The organism is Acidovorax soli (assembly GCF_900107605.1).
In the GTDB taxonomy this organism is placed as follows: Bacteria; Pseudomonadota; Gammaproteobacteria; order Burkholderiales; family Burkholderiaceae_C; genus Acidovorax; species Acidovorax soli.
The window spans coordinates 16,572-38,798 of the sequence record NZ_FNQJ01000009.1; the positions used below are offsets into that span (position 1 = coordinate 16,572).

20 protein-coding genes, 1 tRNA gene and 1 other RNA gene are annotated in these 22,227 nt (G+C 61.6%); 9 read left to right on the plus strand and 13 right to left on the minus strand.

Annotated features, from left to right (window positions below):
- Nucleotides 1-2 precede the first annotated feature (2 nt).
- The 4 genes from BLW02_RS08420 to BLW02_RS08435 form a co-directional block, all read right to left on the minus strand.
- Nucleotides 3-1,325: a branched-chain amino acid ABC transporter permease gene (locus BLW02_RS08420; RefSeq protein ID WP_092697903.1), complete on the minus strand. Its 1,323-nt coding sequence runs from the start codon at nucleotides 1,323-1,325 to the stop codon at nucleotides 3-5.
- A gap of 4 nt (nucleotides 1,326-1,329) precedes the next feature.
- Nucleotides 1,330-2,283, minus strand: a complete 954-nt coding sequence (locus tag BLW02_RS08425) for a branched-chain amino acid ABC transporter permease (protein WP_026437649.1) — start codon at nucleotides 2,281-2,283, stop codon at nucleotides 1,330-1,332.
- Between the two features lie 68 nt (nucleotides 2,284-2,351).
- Complete coding sequence (locus BLW02_RS08430; protein WP_092697904.1) at nucleotides 2,352-3,584, minus strand: branched-chain amino acid ABC transporter substrate-binding protein; 1,233 nt, start codon at nucleotides 3,582-3,584, stop codon at nucleotides 2,352-2,354.
- A gap of 181 nt (nucleotides 3,585-3,765) precedes the next feature.
- On the minus strand, nucleotides 3,766-5,409 hold the full coding sequence (locus BLW02_RS08435) for a 3-(methylthio)propionyl-CoA ligase (protein ID WP_092697905.1): 1,644 nt from the start codon (nucleotides 5,407-5,409) through the stop codon (nucleotides 3,766-3,768).
- Between the two features lie 328 nt (nucleotides 5,410-5,737).
- Between BLW02_RS08435 and BLW02_RS08440 the strand changes: the two genes are divergently transcribed.
- The 6 genes from BLW02_RS08440 to BLW02_RS08465 all read left to right on the plus strand — a co-directional run bounded on the left by BLW02_RS08440 (nucleotide 5,738) and on the right by BLW02_RS08465 (nucleotide 10,117).
- On the plus strand, nucleotides 5,738-6,430 hold the full coding sequence (locus tag BLW02_RS08440; RefSeq protein ID WP_092697906.1) for a Crp/Fnr family transcriptional regulator: 693 nt from the start codon (nucleotides 5,738-5,740) through the stop codon (nucleotides 6,428-6,430).
- A 76-nt stretch (nucleotides 6,431-6,506) separates the two neighbouring features.
- On the plus strand, nucleotides 6,507-7,991 hold the full coding sequence (locus BLW02_RS08445) for a protein adenylyltransferase SelO (protein ID WP_026437653.1): 1,485 nt from the start codon (nucleotides 6,507-6,509) through the stop codon (nucleotides 7,989-7,991).
- Nucleotides 7,988-8,401: a peptide-methionine (R)-S-oxide reductase MsrB gene (msrB, locus tag BLW02_RS08450; RefSeq protein ID WP_026437654.1), complete on the plus strand. Its 414-nt coding sequence runs from the start codon at nucleotides 7,988-7,990 to the stop codon at nucleotides 8,399-8,401. Before BLW02_RS08445 ends, msrB begins: the two co-directional genes overlap by 4 nt.
- 36 nt (nucleotides 8,402-8,437) lie before the next feature.
- Nucleotides 8,438-8,992: a septation protein A gene (locus BLW02_RS08455; protein ID WP_026437655.1), complete on the plus strand. Its 555-nt coding sequence runs from the start codon at nucleotides 8,438-8,440 to the stop codon at nucleotides 8,990-8,992.
- Nucleotides 8,989-9,264, plus strand: a complete 276-nt coding sequence (locus BLW02_RS08460) for a BolA family protein (RefSeq protein WP_026437656.1) — start codon at nucleotides 8,989-8,991, stop codon at nucleotides 9,262-9,264. The genes BLW02_RS08455 and BLW02_RS08460 overlap by 4 nt, the downstream gene beginning before the upstream one ends.
- A 67-nt stretch (nucleotides 9,265-9,331) precedes the next feature.
- Nucleotides 9,332-10,117, plus strand: coding sequence for a foldase protein PrsA (locus tag BLW02_RS08465; protein WP_026437657.1), 786 nt, complete (start codon nucleotides 9,332-9,334; stop codon nucleotides 10,115-10,117).
- Nucleotides 10,118-10,304: 187 nt separating this feature from the next.
- Here the strand turns inward: BLW02_RS08465 and BLW02_RS08470 are convergent.
- The 3 genes from BLW02_RS08470 to BLW02_RS08480 all read right to left on the minus strand — a co-directional run bounded on the left by BLW02_RS08470 (nucleotide 10,305) and on the right by BLW02_RS08480 (nucleotide 12,173).
- Nucleotides 10,305-10,381: transfer RNA gene (locus BLW02_RS08470), tRNA-Pro, on the minus strand.
- Between the two features lie 96 nt (nucleotides 10,382-10,477).
- Nucleotides 10,478-10,726 (minus strand): translation initiation factor IF-1, encoded by a 249-nt coding sequence (infA, locus tag BLW02_RS08475; protein WP_024815327.1) that lies wholly within the window; start codon nucleotides 10,724-10,726, stop codon nucleotides 10,478-10,480.
- 244 nt (nucleotides 10,727-10,970) lie between these two features.
- The gene (locus BLW02_RS08480; protein WP_092697907.1) at nucleotides 10,971-12,173 is read right to left on the minus strand and encodes an HPP family protein; all 1,203 of its coding nucleotides are present in this window, start codon (nucleotides 12,171-12,173) and stop codon (nucleotides 10,971-10,973) included.
- A 374-nt stretch (nucleotides 12,174-12,547) separates the two neighbouring features.
- On the opposite strand from BLW02_RS08480, the gene asd reads away from it, so the two are divergent.
- Entirely contained in the window at nucleotides 12,548-13,399 is an 852-nt protein-coding gene (gene asd, locus BLW02_RS08485) for an archaetidylserine decarboxylase (RefSeq protein ID WP_092697986.1), read from the plus strand.
- A gap of 106 nt (nucleotides 13,400-13,505) precedes the next feature.
- On the opposite strand, the gene BLW02_RS08490 is transcribed toward asd, so the two are convergent.
- The 6 genes from BLW02_RS08490 to ompA form a co-directional block, all read right to left on the minus strand.
- On the minus strand, nucleotides 13,506-14,687 hold the full coding sequence (locus tag BLW02_RS08490) for an MFS transporter (RefSeq protein WP_092697908.1): 1,182 nt from the start codon (nucleotides 14,685-14,687) through the stop codon (nucleotides 13,506-13,508).
- A gap of 12 nt (nucleotides 14,688-14,699) precedes the next feature.
- On the minus strand, nucleotides 14,700-15,242 hold the full coding sequence (locus tag BLW02_RS08495) for a Chromate resistance protein ChrB (RefSeq protein ID WP_092697909.1): 543 nt from the start codon (nucleotides 15,240-15,242) through the stop codon (nucleotides 14,700-14,702).
- Nucleotides 15,243-15,580: 338 nt separating this feature from the next.
- Nucleotides 15,581-15,967: a transfer-messenger RNA gene (gene ssrA, locus BLW02_RS08500) on the minus strand.
- Between the two features lie 13 nt (nucleotides 15,968-15,980).
- Nucleotides 15,981-16,646, minus strand: coding sequence for an HAD-IA family hydrolase (locus BLW02_RS08505; protein ID WP_092697910.1), 666 nt, complete (start codon nucleotides 16,644-16,646; stop codon nucleotides 15,981-15,983).
- Between the two features lie 8 nt (nucleotides 16,647-16,654).
- On the minus strand, nucleotides 16,655-17,365 hold the full coding sequence (gene ubiG / locus BLW02_RS08510) for a bifunctional 2-polyprenyl-6-hydroxyphenol methylase/3-demethylubiquinol 3-O-methyltransferase UbiG (RefSeq protein ID WP_092697987.1): 711 nt from the start codon (nucleotides 17,363-17,365) through the stop codon (nucleotides 16,655-16,657).
- Nucleotides 17,366-17,455: 90 nt separating this feature from the next.
- On the minus strand, nucleotides 17,456-18,091 hold the full coding sequence (ompA, locus tag BLW02_RS08515; protein ID WP_092697911.1) for an outer membrane protein OmpA: 636 nt from the start codon (nucleotides 18,089-18,091) through the stop codon (nucleotides 17,456-17,458).
- A 224-nt stretch (nucleotides 18,092-18,315) separates the two neighbouring features.
- On the opposite strand from ompA, the gene gyrA reads away from it, so the two are divergent.
- Both gyrA and serC read left to right on the plus strand, forming a co-directional pair.
- Nucleotides 18,316-20,988 (plus strand): DNA gyrase subunit A, encoded by a 2,673-nt coding sequence (gyrA, locus tag BLW02_RS08520; RefSeq protein ID WP_092697912.1) that lies wholly within the window; start codon nucleotides 18,316-18,318, stop codon nucleotides 20,986-20,988.
- A 98-nt stretch (nucleotides 20,989-21,086) separates the two neighbouring features.
- Complete coding sequence (gene serC / locus BLW02_RS08525; RefSeq protein ID WP_092697913.1) at nucleotides 21,087-22,196, plus strand: 3-phosphoserine/phosphohydroxythreonine transaminase; 1,110 nt, start codon at nucleotides 21,087-21,089, stop codon at nucleotides 22,194-22,196.
- The last annotated feature ends 31 nt before the right edge of the window (nucleotides 22,197-22,227 follow it).

Below are 22,227 nucleotides of genomic sequence, written 5' to 3' on the forward strand. Positions count from 1 at the left end.
GGTCACAGCGCCTCCCCCCGCTTGATTTCGTGTTCGATCTCTTCCTGGATAGTGCCCCACTGGCGCACAAACTGGCGCCGGCACAGCTCAAACAAGCCGAGCCCCGTCAGCAGCACAAACCCTGCGCCAAACCAGCTGCCCACCGAGTTGGCATGCAAGGTGGCACCCAGAAAATCAAGCTCCGGCCCCAAGGCGGCATTGAGCTGCAGGTGATAGGTCATCTCCACCATGGCTGCGGCCCCCAGCACGGCCACCAGTGCGGTGCCGCCCAGCGCCAGGTACGAGGGCCACAGGCCGCGCAGCTTGCCAAACTTGGCCAGGCGCAGATTCATCATGACCAGACTGGCAATGCCGCCGGGCGCATACATCACCATGAACAGGAAGACGAGCCCCAGGTACAGCAGCCAGGCCTTGGACAACTCCGACAGCAGCACCGACGCCAGCACCAGCAAGACCGCACCGATGATGGGCCCGAAGAAGAAAGTGGCCCCCCCCAGGAAGGTGAACAGCAGATACCCGCCCGAGCGCAGCACATTCACGCTGTCGGCCCCCGTGACGATCTCGAAATTGATCGCCGTGAGCCCCCCCCCGATGCCGGCAAAGAAGCCCGCGATGATGAAGGCGAAGTAGCGCACGCGCTGGGTGTTGTAGCCGATGAATTCGACGCGCTCGGGGTTGTCGCGCACGGCATTGAGGATGCGCCCCAGCGGCGTGCCCGTGAAGGCGAACATGGCGGCGGTGCAGACAAAGCAATACGCAGCGATCAGGTAATACACCTGGATGGCGGGGCCGAACGTGATGCCAAAGAACGACTGGCCATACACACGGTCGGTGGTGATACCGCCCTCACCGCCAAAAAACTCGGGAAACATCAGCGCCATCGAGGCCACCAGCTCGCCGATACCCAGCGTGATCATGGCGAACGTGGTGCCCGATTTCTTGGTCGTCACGAACCCGAGCAGGATGGCGAAGAACATGCCGGCCAGGCCGCCCACCAGGGGAATCAGCACCAGCGGCACCGGCATTGCACCCTTGCCCGCGAGGTTCATCACATGGATGGCGATGAACGAGCCCAGGCCGGTGTACACCGCATGCCCGAAGCTCAGCATGCCGCCCTGCCCCAGCAGCATGTTGTAGGACAGGCAGATGATGATGAGGTAGCCGATCTGCGAGAGCATGGTCAGCGCCAGGCTGCTGCGAAACAGCATGGGCGCGACGATGAGCACAAGCGCAAACAGGCTCCAGATGACCAGGCGGCCCACGTTCCATGGCTTGAACCGGTGGTATTGCGTGGCCGGAGAAACAGTTGTAGTGGTGGACTTCATAGCCTCAGTCTTCCCGGGTACCCAGCAGGCCCTTGGGGCGGAAGATCAAAATCAGAACCAGAAAAAGATACGGCAGGATGGGTGCCACCTGTGAGACCGTGAGCTTGAGCAAGGGCCAGCCAAAGGTCGCTTCCGACACTGCCACACCCATGCCCTGCAGCGCCGATGCCAGCGAGTAATCGATGGCCACGGCAAAGGTCTGCACCAGGCCAATCAGCAGCGAGGCCAGAAAGGCCCCGGCCAGCGAGCCCATGCCGCCCACCACCACCACCACAAAGATGATGGAGCCGACCGAGGCCGCCATCGCGGGCTCGGTGACATAGGTATTGCCGCCAATCACACCGGCCAGCCCCGCCAGGGCCGCACCACCGCCAAACACCAGCATGAACACGCGGGGCACGTTGTGGCCCAGGGCCTCCACCATCTCGGGGTGCTTGAGGGCCGCCTGTATCACCAGACCAATGCGGGTGCGGGTGAGCAGCAGCCACACCGACACCAGCATCAGCAATGCCACCAGCATCACGAAGGAACGTGACCTGGGAAACTGCGTTCCATACAGCGTGAACAAGGGCCCCTGCAACTGCGTGGGCAGCCCATAGGGGACCGTGGAACGCCCCCACACCAGCTGCACCAGCTCCAGGATCAGATAAGACAACCCGAACGTCACCAGCAACTCTGGCACATGGCCAAACTTGTGCACGCGGCGCAGGCTGTAGCGTTCAAACAGGGCACCCATGGCCCCCACCAGCAGGGGGGCCAGCACCAGCGCGGGCCAGAAGCCCACCACGCTCGAAATCGTGTAGGCGATGTAGGCCCCCAGCATGTAAAAGCTGGTGTGCGCGAAATTGAGGACCCCCATCATGCTGAAGATGAGGGTGAGGCCGGAGCTGAGCATGAACAGCAGCAGGCCGTAGCTCACGCCATTGAGCGTGGAGATCACGAAAAACTCAGGATTCATTGGAATTTTTCATTGCTGGGTAAAAAAAAGGCCCGAGTAGGTCGGGCCTCGAAGCGATGGAGCCGAATTTACGGACGCTTCATCTGGCACGAGGTGGGCGTGCTGGCCACATAGGGCTCGTAGTACTTCACCGGAACGAACGTGTAGCCGGTGCCCTCGGAGTCGAGCGGGTACTTGCCCCCGGCCTTCTCCCACTTGGAGATGAACAGGCCCTGCTGCAGCTGGTGGTCGGCCTTGCGCATTTCGACCTCGCCATTGAAGCTCTTGAACTTCATGCCTTCGAGCACGGCAGCCACCTTGACGGGATCGGTCGACTTTGCCTTGGCAAAACCTTCGGACAGCATGGAGAAGGCGTGGTACACGGCGCCGGTGTACATGTCGTCATTGAACTTCTTCTTGTAGTCCAGCACGATCTGGTTCAGCGGGCCCGGCAAATTCATGTGGGCGTAAGCCGCCATGTACACACGGCCCGCTGCTGCGGCACCCATGGCAGTGGGGCTGCCGGTCACGGAACCGTAGTAGGTGTAGAAGTTGACATTGTTCAGGCCGGCGTCGTTGGCCGCCTTGATGAGCAGCGCCAGGTCGGAACCCCAGTTGCCGGTGATCACACTGTCGGCGCCCGAAGCCTTGATCTTGGCGATGTAGGGCGAGAAGTCCCGCACCTGGGCCAGCGGGTGCAGGTCGTCACCGACGAACTGCACATCGGGGCGCTTGCGCTTCATCATGTCCTTGGCGAACTTGGAAACCTGGTGGCCGTGCGAGTAGTTCTGGTTGATCAGGTAGACCTTCTTGACTTCTGGAAGATCCTTCATGTAGGTGGTCAGCGCTTCCATCTTCATGGAGGTGTCGGCATCCAGACGGAAGTGCCAGTAGCTGCACTTGCTGTTGGTGAGGTCGGGGTCCACGGCCGCGTAGTTGAGGAACAGGACTTCCTTGCCGGGATTGCGGGCGTTGTGCTTTTCGAGCGCGTCGATGATGGCCAGCGCGGGGCCGGAACCATTGCCCTGCACTACGTAGCGTGCACCCTGGTCCATGGCCGAGCGCAGGGCGCTGGTGGTTTCCTGCGGGCTCAGCTTGTTGTCGATGCCGATGATTTCAAATTTGACGCCGGCTGCATTCTTCTTGTTGAACTCTTCCGCCAGAAACTGGAAGCTCTTGAGCTGGTTCGTACCCACCGCAGCCATGAGACCCGAGAGTGGATCCAGCCAGGCGATCTTGACCGTTTCACCCTTTTGGGCGAACGCGCCGCCAGCGCTTACCAGAATGACGGATGCAGCTACTGCTTTGATAGCAAATTTCATGGTCTTGTCTCCTGTTGAATCAACCGAACGCAGCGTACCGCGTTGCACCAAACCACCCCTCAGGGATTGCCCCTAGCAGCTATCGCGCAGGCGACTGGCCCGCCGAAAGCCAACGACATGCCGCAAGCGACCGGCATGTCAGCGGGCAGCGCGCTCCCCCGAGCGCCACGCCCACTGCGGTTCACAAGCCGGGCAAACGGTAGTCCTTGAGCTGTTCGCGCAGCTTGGCCTTGAGCATCTTTCCGGTGGCACCGATCGGAATGGCGTCCACAAACACCACGTCATCGGGCACCTGCCACTTGGCGGTCTTGCCCTCGAAGAAGGCCAGCAGTTCCTCGCGACTCGCTTCGGCACCGGGCTTCAGGGCCACGGCGATGATCGGGCGCTCATCCCACTTGGGGTGCGGCATACCGATGCACGCCGCCATGGCGATGGCCGGGTGCGCCATGGCGATGTTCTCGATGTCGATGGAGCTGATCCACTCGCCGCCGGACTTGATCACATCCTTGCTGCGGTCGGTGATCTGCATGAAGCCATCGGCGTCGATGGTGGCCACATCGCCTGTGGGGAACCAACCGCGTCCCTGTGCGTCGGGTACCAGCGGGCTGCCGCCTTCGCTGCGGTAATAGTCGGCCACGATCCATGGCCCCTTCACCAGCAGGTCGCCATAGCTCTTGCCGTCCCAGGGCAGTTCATTGCCCGCGCTGTCGACGATCTTCATGTCCACGCCGTAGATGGCGCGCCCCTGCTTTTGCAGGATCTTCATCTGCCCATCGCGCGGCAGTGCGAGGTGCTTGTTCTTGAGCGTGCACAGCGTGCCCAGGGGGCTCATCTCGGTCATGCCCCAGGCATGCAGCACCGACACACCGAATTCATCCTGGAAGGCATGGATCATGGCGGGCGGGCAGGCAGAGCCGCCAATCACCGTGCGGTTGAGCGTGCTGAACTTCAGGCCCCCAGCCTTGACATGGTTCAGCAGCATCTGCCAGACCGTGGGCACGCCGGCGGCGAAGGTCACCCCTTCCGCCTCGATCAGCTCGTACACCGATTTGCCATCCAGTGCCGGCCCGGGAAACACCAGCTTGCAGCCGGTCAGCGGTGCCGAATAGGGGATGCCCCAGGCATTGACGTGGAACATCGGCACTACAGGCAATACAGAGTCACGCGCCGAGAGGCCCATCACATCGGGCAGTGCCGCCGCATAGGCATGCAGCGTGGTGGAGCGATGGCTGTAGAGCGCCGCCTTGGGATTGCCGGTGGTGCCGCTCGTGTAGCACATGCTGGAGGCCGAGTTTTCGTCGAACACCGGCCAGGCGTAATCGCTCGATGCACCGCCTATCCACGCCTCGTAGCTCACCAGGCCCGGAATGCCCGAATCGGCGGGCAGCTTGTCGGCATCGCACAGCGCCACCCACTTCCTCACCGAAGGGCAGCGCGCATGCACGGCCTGCACCAGCGGCAGGAAGGTGGTGTCAAAGCACAGCACCTGGTCTTGCGCATGGTTGACTATCCATGCGATCTGGTCAGGATGCAGGCGTGGGTTGACGGTGTGCAGCACACGGCCGGATCCGCTCACGCCAAAGTACATCTCCATGTGGCGATAGCCGTTCCATGCCAGCGAAGCCACGCGGTCGCTGAACTCCAGGCCCATGCCATCCAGCACGTTGGCCAGTTGCTTGGAGCGCAATGCGAGGTCGCGATAGGTGTAGCGATGGATGTCTCCCTCGACCCGGCGTGAAACGATTTCTGCATCGCCGTGGTGCCGTTCGGCAAACTCGATCAGCGACGAAATCAGCAGTGGTTGGCTCTGCATCAGGCCCAGCATGTGCGCTCCTTGAAAGTCATGTGATTTGGAATCCTTATCCTACCGTGGCAAGGTCGCGCAAACGCTTACGCCGCGCGCCCTGCAGGCCGACGCCGCTGCTGCTCAGCCGCCGTTGCAAACGCACGTGGATGCAAGGCGCCAAGCCGCTCTCGGCCCGTGCGACAGTCTGCAGCGTTTCGCGTCCGGCGCCAACACATGTCGCGCGGCTGACAGGTGGCGCGGGTTTTCCCGCCCCTGCGGCCGGTAGGTTCCCATTCATTTGTTCACTCCCCCCTTTCGTCGGCAGCGCCGACCGCGGCGGAGCCAGCCACCAGCGCCGCGCGGCACAATGCAAGCAATGTTTTCCGCTCCCTCTGCCCAGCGATTCATCGCCACCCAACCGTGGTTCCACAGCCTTTCGCCGGGACGGCAGGAAGAAGTGCGCGATGCCGTGCAGACACTGCAGGGCGGCAAGGGCGAAACCATGCTGGCCGCGGGCACCGCGGTTCAGGGCTGGCATGCCGTGCTCAGCGGCCTGGTGATGCTGCACAGCCCTGAAGCGCGCGGGCGGCACTCCGCGTTTCTGGGCGTGCCTGATGGCGAGTGGTTCGGAGAAGGCTCGGCCATGAAGCCCGAACCCCGCCGCTACCACGTCGTCGCGCTGCGCGAGACACGGCTGCTGTGTCTGCCGCTGCCGCTGTTCTCGGCACTGCGCGACACCAGCCTTGCTTTCAACCAGTACCTGGCCAACCACCTCAACATGCGGCTCGGCCAGGCCATGGCCATCATCGAAGCCGGCCGCATGCGCTCGCCCGAGCACCGCGTGGCGCTGTACCTGAGCCCCCTGTTCTGGCGCAGCACGCGGCGCATCCTGCTCACCCAGGAAGAACTGGGGCACCTGGCAGGACTGTCGCGCCAAACGGTCAACCGCGTGCTGCGCACATTGGAGGCCCTGCGCATCGTCACGCTGGACCTGGGGCGCGTGGCCGTGGTGGACGACGACGCACTGCGCGCCTACCTGGCAGCCACCATCGACAACTGAACAGCCGCGCGCAGCGGGCCAACGCACGCAAGGCCCTGCGGGCGCCGGGGCATCCCGACTACGAGACAATGCCCCCATGAACCCCCATGCCGACTGCCCCCCCGCCCCACCGTTGGACCTGACGGACGACTGCGGCGGTTTTGCGAGCCTGGGACCGGCATTCTTTACCCACCTGAATCCCACGCCTTTGCCCCAGCCATACTGGGTGGGCACCAGCGGCGGCGTGGCGGATCTGCTGGGCCTGGACGCCGCCTGGCTGGCGTCCGACGAAGCCCTGCGGGTGTTCACGGGCAATGCCTGCCCTCCCGGCAGCCGCCCGCTGGCCAGTGTCTACAGCGGCCACCAATTTGGCGTCTGGGCAGGACAACTGGGCGACGGGCGCGCGATCCTGCTGGGCGAAACCACCGGTGGGCTGGAAGTGCAGCTCAAGGGCAGCGGCCGCACCCCATACTCGCGCATGGGCGATGGGCGCGCGGTGCTGCGCTCCAGCATCCGCGAGTTTCTGTGCAGCGAAGCCATGCATGCACTGGGCATACCGAGCTCGCGGGCTCTGTGCGTCACCGGATCACCCGCCCCCGTGCACCGCGAGGAGACAGAGACCGCCGCCGTAGTGACCCGGGTGGCACAGAGCTTCATCCGCTTCGGCCATTTCGAGCATTTCGCCGCGCGCGACATGGAAAAAGAACTGCGCACGCTGGCCGACTATGTGATCGACCGCTATTACCCGGCCTGCCGCACTGCACCGCAGCCGGGTGGCAACGCCTATGCAGCCTTGCTGCAGGCCGTGAGCGAGCGCACGGCAACGATGGTGGCGCAATGGCAGGCCGTGGGTTTTTGCCACGGCGTGATGAACACCGACAACATGAGCATCCTGGGCCTGACGATCGACTACGGCCCCTTCCAGTTCCTGGATGCGTTCGTGCCCGGCCATGTCTGCAACCACAGCGATACCCAGGGCCGATACGCCTACAACCGCCAGCCCAACGTGGCTTACTGGAACCTGTTTTGCCTGGCCCAGGCACTGCTGCCGCTGATCGGCGACCAAGAGCTGGCCCAAGCGGCCCTGGTATCGTACAAAACCGTCTTCTCCACCGAATTCATGGCCCGCATGCGCGCCAAGCTGGGCCTTGTGCAGGAGGGTGCCGGCGATGCCGATCTGATCGACGGCATCTTGCTGCTGCTGGCCAAAAACGGCGTGGACTACACCATCTTCTGGCGCCGCCTGTCGCAGGCGGTGGCGCACAACGACTTCGAGCCCGTGCGTGACCTGTTTGCAGACCCTGCGGGTTGGGACCGGTGGGAGCTATCTTATTCAGCGCTTCTGGCGCTTATGAATAAAGAGCTATCGGCCGATTTGATGCTAAAAACCAACCCCAAGTTCGTGCTGCGCAACCACCTGGGCGAGCAGGCCATCCGCGCGGCGAAACTTGGCGATTTTTCCGAGCTACGCACCTTGCAGCGCCTGCTGGAGCGTCCGTTCGACGAACACCCCGGCCACGATGCCTGGGCCGACTTTCCGCCCGACTGGGCGTCCTCCATCGAGATCAGCTGTTCATCATGAACTTTCCTCTCCAGAAAACCGACGCCGAATGGCAAGCCATCCTGCGCGAAAAAGGCGCCGAACCTGCAGCCCTGCAGGTCACGCGCCATGCGGCCACAGAACGCCCCTTCACTGGCAAATACGAGGCCCACTGGGCCGATGGCAGCTACCACTGCATCTGCTGCGGGGCCAAGTTGTTTGATGCCGCCACCAAGTTCGATGCCGGCTGCGGCTGGCCAAGCTTCTCGCAGGCAGTACCGGGCGCCATTGCCGAAATCGTCGATCACAGCCACGGCATGGTCCGCACCGAAACCGTGTGTGCACAATGCGGTGCGCACCTGGGCCATGTCTTCGAAGACGGCCCGGCGCCAACCGGCCTGCGCTACTGCATGAATTCGGCCTCGCTCGATTTCGAGCCCGACGCCCCCTGAAACACGCCCAGACCATCACCCCTACCCTCAGGCGACATGAAACTACTGATCGATTTCTTTCCCATCTTCCTGTTCTTTGCGGCGTTCAAGATCTGGGGTATCTACATCGCCACGGCGGTGGCCATTGCCGCCACGGCGGTGCAGATCGGCTACCTGCATTACAAGCACGGCAAGGTCGAACCCATGCAATGGCTCAGCCTGGGGGTGATCGTGCTATTCGGCGGCGCCACCCTGCTCTCGCACAGCGACACCTTCATCAAATGGAAGCCCACGGTGCTGTACTGGCTGATGGGTGGCGCGCTGCTGGGCGGCCAGCTGTTCTTCCGCAAGAATTTGCTCAAGTCCCTGATGGGTGCCCAGATGGATCTGCCAGAGTCCGCCTGGCGCACGATGAACTGGAGCTGGACGGGCTTCTTTGCCGTCATGGGCGTGCTCAACCTCTGGGTGGCCTATCACTTTGATACCGACACCTGGGTCACCTTCAAGCTGTTTGGCGGCATGGGCCTGATGTTCGTGTTTGTGCTGGCGCAGGCACTGTATCTGAGCCGCTACATGAAGGACACCGACGACACCAAAGGGCCACAGGCATGACCGCAAACCAACTTCCCATCCTGGCCCAGGCCATGCAGCAGCGCCTGATTGAAAAACTCACCCCCACCCATGTGCAAGTGCTGGACGAAAGTGCCGCCCACGCGGGCCATGCGGGCGCCAACGGCACGGGTTTCGGAACCCATTTCAGGGTGCGCATTGCGTCACCCCTGCTTACAGGAAAAGGCCGCGTGGCGCAGCATCGCCTTGTGTATGATGCGCTGCAAGAATTTATTGACCAGGGCGTTCACGCCATCGCCATTGAAGTTCTCTGAACCGGCACCCATCTATGCAGCTGCCGGCCTTCAGCCTGCAATCACCCTCTCATTTTTTGGATTCCGCATGAAGAAACAGATCCTGTCAGGCCTCGTGGCCGCTGCCGTGCTGGGTACGATGGCCCTGCCCGTTTCCGCCCAGAACATTGCCATCGTGAACGGCAAGGCCGTACCCAAAGAGCGCGCCGAAGTCCTGCGCCAGCAGGTGGAGCGGTCCGGTCGCCCTGTGACCCCTGAAGTGGAAGGCCAGATCAAGGAAGAAGTGATCGCCCGCGAAATCTTCCTGCAGGAAGCGCAAAAGCGTGGCCTGGAGACATCGACAGACTACAAGGCACAGATGGAACTGGCCCGCCAGACCATCCTGATCCGCGAACTGTTCGCCGATTTCCAGAAAAACAACCCCGTCACGGACGCTGAAATCCAGGCCGAGTACGACAAGTTCGCGGCAGCCAACAGTGGCAAGGAATACAAGGCCAGCCACATCCTGGTGGACAAGGAAGCCGATGCCAAGGCCATCATTGCCTCCATCAAGAAAGGCGCCAAGTTTGAAGACATCGCCAAGAAGCAATCCAAGGATCCAGGCTCTGGCGCCAAGGGCGGCGATCTGGACTGGGCCAATCCCGCCAGCTATGTGAGCGAATTCACCGAAGCCCTGATCAAGCTCAGCAAGGGCAAGATGACCGAGACCCCTGTCAAGAGCCAGTTTGGCTGGCACGTGATCCGCCTGGACGATATGCGCCAGGCCCAGTTGCCCAAGCTGGACGAGGTCAAGCCCCAGGTGGCGCAGCAACTGCAGCAGCAAAAGCTGGCTAAGTTCCAGGAAGAACTGCGCGCCAAGGCCAAGGTGGAATAAAAAGGGAAGTCGCCGCGTTCACCCGGAACGCCCACTCACCCACAGGAAACGCGGCCCAGGCCGCGTTTTTTTTATGGTGATGATGTGGTTCTCATCGCGAATGGGCTGGAGCTTGGCAAAGCACCATACTCCCATTAGGCAGAAAGCAAAAAGGACTTGCAGCTTGTGCTGCAAGTCCTTTGAACATTGGTCGGAGCGGCGGGATTCGAACTCGCGACCCTCTGCTCCCAAAGCAGATGCGCTACCAGGCTGCGCTACGCTCCGACAGCTCGTATTCTAACCCGAAAATCCGGCCTGTTTTGGATTTGACGCATTTCATTTTTACGTCTCTCCTGCGGCAGGAGCCGCCATGGAGAAAAATCAACGGCTGGAGGGCCCTGGACCACGACCCGCCAGATGGCGGAAAGTGATGCGTCCCTTGGTCAAATCGTAGGGCGACAATTCCAGCGACACCTTGTCGCCCGCCAAAATGCGGATATGGTGCTTGCGCATCTTTCCACCGGTGTAGGCAATCAGCTGGTGGCCGTTTTCCAAGGTGACGCGAAAACGCGAATCCGGCAAAACTTCCGTCACGGAGCCTTGCATTTCAATGAGTTCTTCTTTGGCCATGGTTATCTCTTAAAAACAAATATTCTGTGGTTGGCACACCAGCACATCGTGCATCCACGACCGCCGTTACCGTGCCTTCAGGGGGCTCGGGGCACGGTGCTTTGCGGGCGGGGGAGTCGCTGCACCCGGGGCGCAGATCAGAAAAGAGGCCGGGGAGACGGCTTCAATGGACAGGCGAGGCGCTGTGCATGAGCCTGCTGATTGTAGCGCGATGTCCCCGGTCTGCCTATGCCGGCGCGCCAAACTACCCAGCAGGGGTGGAGCCCGCCACTTGCGGAATCTGCAAGGCGCCAGCCAGCGTGCGCACCAGATCTGTCTGGGTAATGATGCCCACCAACTGCTGACGGGTGTCCACTACCGGAATGTGATGATGCCCACCCTGCGAAAAAAGAGGCACGAGATCCATGGCGTGCTGCTGTTCTCCAATCACTTGTACAGGGTGCGACATGATCTCGCCCACCGATGCCGGCTGGCCGCTGCGGCCCATCACCAGTGTCCGCAATCGCTGCCCCAGACCTTCGTGCATATCCAGGTTGGCAAGCCGCATGAAGTCCGCCACGGTGACGATACCCACCACAAGGCGATGTGCATCCACCACGGGAAGCGCCTTGACCTGCTGGCTGCGCATCAGTGCCCAGGCGTCCTTGAGCGACACTCCCGCCTCCACGGCCAACGGCGGCTTGGACATGACGTCCGAACAGCGCAGATCGCCCAGCGTGCGCTGAAAGGCCGCCCGACCGGCCAGATGCAACAACCCTTCCAGATCCTCGCGGCTCACATCGAGAAGCTGGTTGTAGTGAGACAACGCGGCATCCACGTCCGATGCGGCAAAGGGTCCCGATTGTGGCGGGCCCGCTGGTTCGCGCCAGCGTTGCGAATGCGGATATTGGCGCCCCGTCAGGGTGTTGTAGGCCACACCCAAAACCACCAGAACCAAGGCGTTGAAGCAAATCGGAAAAGCCGCCAGTTGCAATCCGTTGCCCTGGGCTATCACAACATACAGTGCCATGGCACCACCTGGCGGATGCAGGCAACGCAGGGGCACCATGAGCGCCATGGAAAGCCCCACCGCCAGTGCTCCTGCAACGGCAGGATCGGGCACCAGCGCCGCACAAACACCGCCCACCAGTGCCGACAGAGTACTGCCGCCCAGCACCGGCCAGGGTTGGGCCAATGGGCTGGACGGCATGCCAAAGACCAGAATGGCGCTCGCACCCAGCGAGCCCACCATCCACGGGCCAGCGTGGCCTATCGCCCACCAGCGACTCAGCAGGGCTGCAATCAGGACACCGAGCGAGACCCCTGCAATCACCCGAAGTCTTTCACGGCCATCAATGCCCACCGGCGCGGGCCAGAAACGACGAAGCCAGCGCATCCACCGCGCGCCAGGCGATGTCAGAAGTGTGGCAGGAGGGGTGGGAGGAAGGCCCGAATGTGGAGAGGACATGACGCAATCGCAAACGCCAGGGCACCGTCGCACCTCAGCTTATCGTGTTCGTGGTTCAGACTCATTCACGAAAAAATCGCACTGAACCAGCACCTGGCCCCGTATTTTGCCGAAGTCCGCCGAAGTGCGATGGACGCCCGACCAAAACCCGGCAGCAAAGCATCTGCCAGCATTTCTTGCACCCACCGCCACGCGCGCCGAGCCGCCTCGGCAAAACGGGTTTCGGTTTCCAGGGCTGTCGCACGGTGATTTCGCTGCGCACCGAACACGCAGAACCAACCCCAGTCACTGCAAGAGCTGCGGGGATGCATGGCACCAGTCCCGAGGCATGCGGCCGATAGAATCAGCCGCTTTCGTCCTTGAGAGGCTTGCCCGTGTCTGATCGTCTGGCAGTTCTGCCGCAGTACCTCATGCCCAAGCGGGCACTCACCACGCTGGCCGGCAGATTTGCGTCGGCACGGCTGGGAGGCCTGACCACCGCGGTGATACGCCGCTTTGTGGCCCGCTACAACGTGAACATGGCAGAGGCGGCCAATCCGGACATCGCCAGCTATCCATCATTCAACGACTTTTTCACGCGCGCGCTGAAACCGGGCTTGCGCCCGCTGGCATCGGCCGATCTGATTTGCCCAGTGGACGGAACCATCAGCCAGCTTGGCCGCATAGAAAAAGACCTGATCTTTCAAGCCAAGGGCCACCACTACTCCACAACCGCGCTGGTGGGTGGTGATGCCGCACTGGCAGCGCGCTTTGATCACGGCCATTTCGCCACCTTGTACCTGAGTCCACGTGACTACCACCGCATCCACATGCCCTGCGCGGGCCAACTCACGCGAATGGTGCATGTGCCGGGTGACCTTTTTTCCGTGAACCCCACCACGGCGCGTGGCGTACCGGGCCTTTTTGCACGCAATGAGCGCGTGGTGTGCGTCTTTGAATCAGACCACGGGCCTTTTGTGCTGGTACTGGTGGGAGCCACCATCGTGGGCAGCATGGCCACCGTATGGCATGGTCAGGTGAACCCGCCCCGCACGGGCCAGCTGCGGCAATGGAACTATGCAGCGGGCCAGGTAAGCCTGCAGCAAGGCGAAGAAATGGGACGTTTCCTGCTGGGCTCTACCGTGGTGATGCTTTTCCCGCAGGGGCCGCTGGAGTTCAATCATGACTGGGCGGCTGCGCGGCCAATCCAACTCGGGGAAGCCATGGCCCGGCGCAGTAGCCGCTAATGCAACCAGCAACCATCCCCGGCAAAGCCAGGGGCATGCGGGATGGGAGCCGCCCGAAGCAGCTGCCATGGGTCACTGACACGGCACCGCCCGCGTACAGCCTCGATCAGAATTTCTTGAACAAGCCGAGCAAAGCCACACCGCAGAAAGCGGCACCCGCATAAAAGGTGAACGAGGCTCCGAACTGATCCCACAGCAGCCCAGCGACGACGCTGGCGATCAACATGGCAAGACCGCTGACCAGGTTGAAGAAGCCGAAGGCGGTTCCACGAAGGTCGGCGGGTGCCGCATCTGCAACCATCGTCGCCAACAAGCCCTGCGTCATGCCCATGTGAACACCCCACAGCGCCACGCCTGCGAGCACCGTCGTCCAGTGGTCATCCATCGCCAAGACCAAATCGGCAGCAACCAGGACGACCAAGCCCCAAGCCAAGAGCTTCTTGTGGCTCATCCGGTCCGACAACTTCCCGAACGGATAGGCCGACGCTGCGTAGACGACATTCATGGCCACCATCACCAACGGCACCAACGCAACGGCGATGCCGCTCTGCTGGGCTCGCAACACCAGAAAGGCTTCGCTGAATCGGGCCAGAGTGAATACCGCGCCCACACCGACGACCCACCAATACGCGCCGCTCAAGCGCTTGAGGTTTTCACGACTGATCGGGTTGGTGCGCTTTTCGCCAACGTGGCGCTCGGGCTCGCGCACACCAAACAGTAGCAATACGACCGCGAGCAACCCGGGAATCACGGCCACCCAGAACACCGCCCGAAAATCGTTGGCCCACAGCAGCATCAGGCCGACGGCTAGCAGCGGGCCGAGAAACGCCCCCACGGTGTCGAGGGACTGGCGCAGCCCGAACGCTGCGCCACGCACTTCGGGCGGGGCGATATCCGCCACCAACGCATCACGCGGAGCGCCGCGCACGCCTTTGCCGACCCGATCCAGCAGGCGTGCTGTGAGCACGATGCCGGTGGTGGGTGCGATAGCAAAAAGGGGCTTGGTCAAGGCCCCCAATGCGTAGCCAAAAACGGCCAGGCCTTTGCGCTTGCCCAGATAGTCGCTGATCGCACCCGAGAACACCTTGACGATCAACGCAGTCGATTCGGCCAGGCCTTCGATCAAGCCGACCGCAAATGCGCTTGCACCCAGCGTGCCGACCATGAATAGCGGTAGCAGGCTGTGGATCATCTCGGAAGAGATGTCCATCAGCATGCTCACGAACCCGAGCACCCAGATGCCGGATGGAATCCTGCTGAGCGACGTTGTTGTTGTCGTTGTTGTCATGATCAATGGGTGTTAACGGTTTTCGTCGTGGGCCTCGAACACACGCTGGGCGTAGGCGTCCAGCAGCAATGCACACGCTTGCAGCCGCTGCTGGGCATCAGTTGCCAGGGTCGCCCCATAGAAGTCGAGCTTGCCAAGCTTCTCCAGCCAGGACTGGAGCTTTTTCAGGTCAACATCGTTCTCCTCCAACTCCGCGTAGGTGAACTTTTGGGCTGCAGTTTCCTTGGCGATCTCTGACTCGAAGTCCTTGCATTTGTCGAGGAACTCGGCGTACTCCTCATCACGGTCAGCCTTGAAACGGGCTATCACCTTTTCCGCCTGCGCTTCGTCGAGTGCGGCCGTCTCCAACAGGACAGAATCGCCGGACATCTCGCTGATCTCGTGCCCAATGATCTTGAGGCGCCGCGTGTGATCGTCAGTCTTGGGAAGTAGACAGACCCCGTTCTGGAGGTAGACGGCCCCCATCCCCTTGAGCTTGCGCCAGAGGGCGATGCGCCTCTTGGCCGGCTCGGGCGGCACCTTGTACGTCAGTAGCAGCCAAGCAATCGAGTTCATACTTCTATTTTAATGTAACGACCGTTGCATTTTAATTGTTCGAAGAAATTTTTGCTAGTAAAGCACACGGCGGCCAACCCACTGTCGCGGCTGGGTCGCCACAGCTACAGGGGTTGCTAACTACAACCTGACCTCTCTAAACCCGCGCCAGCAAAGGAAGTGACCTGGAGAACGCTCGCGTGACCACCAGAAAAAACGGAGAACAGAGAGGCGTCGGCAGGGGCGAAAACGCCGACTTCGCAGGGGTGGCGCTCGCGAGACCATGACCGGAATCCGCGCCAGCACTGGGGGAATGGGCAAAAAAAATCCCAACCGATAAGGGTTGGGATTTCACATTATGGTGGAGCTGGCGGGAATTGAACCCGCGTCCGCAAGCCTTTATCGGGCAGATCTACATGTTTAGCGGTCTGTTTTAAGTCTCGCCATCGGCATCGCGCAGTCGCACGCTACACCGGCCGCCAGTACCCTATTTTCTCGCCCCAATCCAAGGTACCCGGATCGAAGCCAGCCCATGTAATTATCCTTGCAGCCGGGAGGAACTGATTGCTCAGAACCCCCTTGCCCAGCCCATCGGCCAACTGTTGCAAGGCTCACTGGCAATTAAGCAGCGAGTGCGAAACGTTCGTCGTTTGCAGTTAGTTTGTTAAATCGAGATTTACGAGCGTGACTCAAGCTCGACATGCACCACACCGATTCCGAACCCACGTCGAAACCAGGACAGCCCCTATGGGAAGCATTTTAGGCCTTCCCGAGCAATTGCAAGAGCTCTGCCGGAGAATTAATTACCGCCTGAGCGCCCCATTGCAAAGGATTTGCCGTCGCTCCCAGATATCCATACGTCGCAGCCACCGTTCCCATGCCAGCTGCACGCCCCGCAACGATATCCCGCTCGTCGTCACCCACATAGATACAAAGGCCAGGATCCAATCCCAGGCGCGACGCGGCTTCCAGGAGTGGCGCAGGGTGCGGTTTGGCATGGGGCGTGGTGTCCCCGCTCACAACGGCGCTGGCGGTACTGAACAACGGCATGGCAAGGGTCAGCGGGCCGGTGAAGCGGGCCGATTTATTGGTAACCACACCCCATGCCATTTGCCGCTGCAGCAGTTGCTCGATCAGTTGAGAGATCCCATCAAAAACAGTGGTCAGATGGGTCATGCGCCTTTCGTAATTGACGAAAAACTCTTCGCGGTACGCTGCATAGTCTGGGTGCTCCGGCGTCAGACCAAAGGCCTCACCCAGCATGCCCCGCGCTCCCGCGCCAGCCATGGGACGATAACGGTCTGAAGGCAAGGAGGGCATACCACGGTCGGTGCGCATCTTGTCGGCCGCCGCACCAAGATCAGGAGCGCTATCGATCAAGGTTCCATCCAGATCGAACAAGACAGCACGAATGTTGTGAAACATGCAGCGCCTCAAGCAGCACGCCGAGTGGCAAACATGTAGTTGACACTGGTATCGCTACTAAGCCAATAGCGGCGCGTGAGCGGATTATGCTCAAGGCCGCAGGTGTCCGTGACGTCAAGGCCTGCTGCGCGGCAACTGGCAGCGAGTTCGCTTGGGCGAAGCAGTTTGGCGTATTCATGCGTACCGCGCGGCAGCATGTTCAAGATATATTCTGCACCCACGATAGCCAGCGCAAACGCCTTGGCATTGCGGTTAATGGTAGAGAAAAAAACCCATCCACCAGGCTTCACGAGTCGAGCACATGCCTGCACGACGGACGCGGGATCCGGAACATGCTCCAGCATTTCCATGCAGGTCACCACATCGAAGCTGGCGGGTTGCTCGGCGGCCAACGCTTCGACACTTATCTCCCGAAAACGCAGATTAGCAGTCTGGGCTTCCAACGCGTGCAGCCTGGCCACGCGCAAGGCCTTGGTGGACAGATCAATGCCGGTGACGTCCGCCCCCTTGCGCGCCATCGAATCCGAAAGAATTCCCCCGCCACACCCCACATCCAGCACCGCCTTAGCAGACAAGGCGGCCCGGCTATCAATCCACTCCAGACGGAGTGGGTTGATTTGATGCAGTGGCCGGAACTCGCTTTCAGGATCCCACCATCGGTGGGCGAGCTCAGAAAATTTGGCCAATTCGGCGGGATCGGCGTTCACAGATTCACTCATGGGAGTCATTGTCCATCAAGCTAAAGACGACCAAAGTACAGGCGTAAAAAAGGCCCCGAATTTGGGGCCTTTTTTTGAGCAATCCGAAGATTACTTGGTAGCGCGGGTGCCGACCACTTCGATTTCGACGCGGCGGTTCTTGGCGCGACCTTCTTTGGTCTTGTTGTCAGCCACAGGCTGCTTCTCACCCTTGCCTTCGGTGTACACCCGGTTCTTTTCGATGCCCTTGGAGACCAGATAGGCCTTCACGGCTTCGGAACGACGCACCGACAGCTTCTGGTTGTAAGCATCAGAACCCACGGAGTCGGTGTGACCCACGGCGATGATGACTTCCAGGTTGATATCCTTGACCTTGGAGACCAAGTCATCGAGCTTCGCCTTGCCTTCAGGCTTCAGAACGGACTTGTCGAAGTCAAAGAAAGCGTCGGCAGCGTAGGTCACCTTGGTGGCCACAGCGGGAGCCGGAGCGGGCGCTGGGGCAGCAGCGGCGGGCGCTGGAGCAGCAGCGGGAGCTGGGGCAGCGGCGGGAACAACCAGAGCACCGTCGCATCCTGGAGCAGCCGTTGCGGGCGTCCAGTTGGCATCGCGCCAGCAGTATTCATTGGTGCCGTTTTTCCAGACCAGCTCGCCGGAGCCATTCTTCCAGTTGTCAACGGTTTGTGCGCCAGCGGCGGTTGCGAGCGCTGCGGAGGCAAACAACATTGCCACTTTGTTCAGTTTCTTCATGGTTCTCCTCTTGGGGAAAAAGCCGCAGCCGCGCTGCGAAACAGGACGTTGTCGGTGACCATCACCAAAAACGTTCAATCGATTGTGCCATACGTAACAGTGCAAGTGATGGGGCCGCGGGCTTGGCGCCGTAGGACAAAAGCGCAATTGCCATGATATGTTGCTAAGTCGCTACACTGCCTTACCCCTAAAATGGCTTCCCTTTGCCGTCACCGCTGCCCCCAATGACCCAGTTTGCCAAAGAAACCCTGCCCATCAGCCTTGAAGAGGAGATGCGGCGCAGCTATCTCGACTACGCGATGAGTGTGATCGTTGGGCGGGCTTTGCCCGATGCACGGGATGGCCTCAAGCCTGTACACCGGCGCGTGCTCTTTGCCATGCACGAGCTCAACAACGACTGGAACCGCCCCTACAAAAAGTCGGCTCGCATCGTGGGGGATGTGATTGGTAAATACCACCCGCATGGCGACTCGGCGGTGTATGACACCATCGTGCGCATGGCGCAGGATTTCTCGCTGCGCCACATGCTGGTGGATGGTCAGGGCAACTTCGGCTCGGTGGACGGCGACAGCGCCGCTGCAATGCGGTACACCGAGATCCGCCTGGCAAAAATAGCGCACGAGATGCTCGGCGATATCGACAAGGAGACCGTCGATTTCGGCCCTAACTACGACGGCAGCGAAAAAGAACCCCTGGTGCTGCCGAGCAAACTGCCCAACCTGCTGGTCAACGGCTCGGCCGGCATCGCCGTGGGCATGGCCACCAACATCCCGCCGCACAACCTCAACGAAGTGGTGGACGCCTGCCTGCACATGCTGCGCAACCCCGAAACCACCATCGACGAATTGATGGAGATCATTCCGGCACCCGATTTCCCAACGGCCGGCATCATCTACGGCATCAATGGCGTGAAGGACGGTTACCGCACCGGTCGCGGCAAGGTGGTGATGCGTGCGCGCTGCCACTTCGAGGACATCGACCGGGGCCAGCGCCAGGCGATCATCGTGGACGAGCTGCCCTACCAGGTCAACAAGAAGACGCTGCAGGAGCGCATGGCCGAGCTGGTGCACGAAAAGAAGATCGAGGGCATCAGCCACATCCAGGACGAGTCCGACAAGTCGGGCATGCGCCTGGTGATCGAGCTCAAGCGCGGCGAAGTGCCTGAAGTGGTACTGAACAACCTGTACAAGCAGACGCAGCTGCAGGACACCTTCGGCATGAACATGGTGGCACTGATCGACGGCCAGCCCCGTCTGTGCACCCTCAAAGACCTGATCAGCGTCTTCCTGCAGCACCGCCGCGAAGTGGTGACGCGCCGCACGGTGTTCGAGTTGCGCAAGGCGCGCGACCGCGGCCACGTACTTGAAGGTCTGGCCGTCGCGCTGGGCAATATCGACGACTTCATCCGCATCATCCGCGAATCGCCCACGCCGCCAGTGGCCAAGGCCGAACTGATGACGCGCTCCTGGGACAGCAAGCTGGTGCGCGAAATGCTCACGCGCACCCGCGCGGATGGCGGCGTGGTCAACGCCGACGACTACCGCCCCGAAGGACTGGAAAAGGAATTCGGCATGGGCCAGGATGGCCTGTACCGCCTGTCGGACACGCAGGCCCAGGAAATCCTGCAGATGCGCCTGCAGCGCCTCACCGGCCTGGAGCAGGACAAGATCGTGGCCGAGTACAAGGAAGTCATGTCGGTCATCGAAGACCTGCTGGACATTCTGGCCAAGCCCGAGCGCGTGTCGGTCATCATTGGCGACGAACTCACCGCCATCAAGCAGGAGTTCGGCCAGCACAAGCTGGGTGCACGCCGCAGCGTGGTCGAATACAGCGCCCAGGACCTCTCCACCGAAGACCTGATCACGCCCACCGACATGGTGGTGACGCTCAGCCACACCGGCTACATCAAGAGCCAGCCCTTGAGCGAATACCGCGCACAAAAGCGCGGCGGGCGCGGCAAGCAGGCCACGGCGACCAAGGAAGACGACTGGATCGACCAGCTCTTCATCGCCAACACGCACGACTACATCCTGTGCTTCTCCAACCGGGGCCGCCTGTACTGGCTCAAGGTCTGGGAAGTGCCCGCGGGCTCGCGCGGCTCGCGTGGCCGTCCCATCGTCAACATGTTCCCGCTGCAGGACGGCGAAAAGATCAACGTGGTGCTGCCGCTCACGGGCGACATGCGCAGCTTCCCGGCCGACCGCTTCGTGTTCATGGCGACCAGCATGGGCACCGTGAAGAAGACCGCGCTGGATGAATTCAGCAACCCGCGCAAGGGCGGCATCATCGCCGTCAACCTCGACGACAGCGACTACCTGATTGGCGCGGCCCTCACCGACGGCCAGCACGACGTGATGCTGTTCAGCGATGGTGGCAAGGCCGTGCGCTTTGATGAAAACGACGTGCGCCCACTTGGCCGCCAGGCCCGCGGCGTGCGCGGCATGATGCTGGAAGACGGCCAGAGCGTGATCGCCATGCTGGTGGCCGAGGACGAAACGCAGAGCGTGCTGACCGCCACCGAAAACGGCTATGGCAAGCGCACCAGCATCGTCGAATACACCCGCCACGGCCGTGGCACCAAGGGCATGATCGCCATCCAGCAAAGCGAGCGCAACGGCAAGGTGGTGGCCGCCACGCTGGTGCATGCCGATGACGAGATCATGCTGATCACCGACAAGGGCGTGCTGGTGCGCACCCGCGTCTCCGAGATCCGCGAACTCGGCCGTGCCACGCAAGGCGTGACGCTGATCGCGCTGGATGAGGGCTCCAAGCTCAGCGGCCTACAGCGCATCGTCGAAAATGACGCCAACGTGACCGACATTGAAGCCGAAGGCGAAGCGAACACGAACAGTGGCGCACCGACTGCGCCCGACACCCCCGATACGCCCGACGCCTGATCCGTGCCGCACGATCCTGTCGTGCCAATAACGCTAATAAAACAGAAGCTGCTAGCGCTTACCCAATAAGCGCTAGCAGAATTTTTGATCAAGATACGATGACACGCCCGTACAACTTCTCGGCCGGCCCGGCCGCCATTCCCCCCGAAGTCCTGGAACAGGCTGCCGCCGAGATGCTGGACTGGCACGGCAGCGGCATGGGCGTGATGGAGATGAGCCACCGCGGCAAGGAATTCATCTCGATCTACGAGGCTGCCGAAGCCGACTTGCGCGAGCTGCTGGGCGTGCCGGCCCATTTCAAGATTCTCTTCATGCAAGGCGGTGGCCTGGCAGAAAACGCCATCGTGCCCCTCAACCTGTCGCGAGCCGGTGCGGTCGATTTCGTGGTGACCGGCAGCTGGAGCCAGAAGTCGCAAAAAGAGGCGCGCAAATACGCCTCGGAAGTCAACGTGATCGCATCCGGTGAAGACAGCGGATTCACCGCCCTGCCCGACCCCGCAGGCTGGACCGTGAGCCGGGGTGCCAGCTATGTGCACATTTGCAGCAATGAAACCATCAACGGCGTCGAATTCCACCAGCTGCCCGACCTCAAGGCACTGGGCAGCGATGCGCCGCTGGTGATCGATTTCTCATCCCATGTGGCCTCGCGCACCGTGGACTGGTCGCGCGTCGGCCTGGCCTTCGGTGGTGCGCAAAAGAACCTGGGGCCCGCCGGCCTCACGCTGGTGGTGGTGCGCGAAGACCTGCTGGGCCAGGCTCTGCCGATATGCCCCAGCGCGTTCGACTATCGCATCGTGGCCGACAACCACTCCATGTACAACACGCCGCCCACCTGGGGTATCTACGTGGCGGGTCTGACCTTCCAGTGGCTCAAACGCCAGCGCGAGGGTGCGCACAGCGGCGTGGCGGCAATCGAGCAGCGCAACATCGCCAAGGCCCGCTTGCTGTACGACGCCATTGACCAGTCGCAGTTCTATGTCAACAAGGTGGCGGCCAACTGCCGCTCGCGCATGAACGTGCCCTTCTTCCTGCGCGACGAAAGCCGCAACGATGCCTTCCTGGCAGGTGCCAAGGAGCGCGGGCTGCTGCAGCTCAAGGGGCACAAGTCGGTGGGCGGCATGCGCGCCAGCATCTACAACGCCATGCCCCTGGCCGGTGTGCAGGCGCTGGTGGACTACCTGCGAGAATTTGAACAAAAAAACGCCTGAACGCCCGTTCAGCCGCACGCTCCGCCAACAC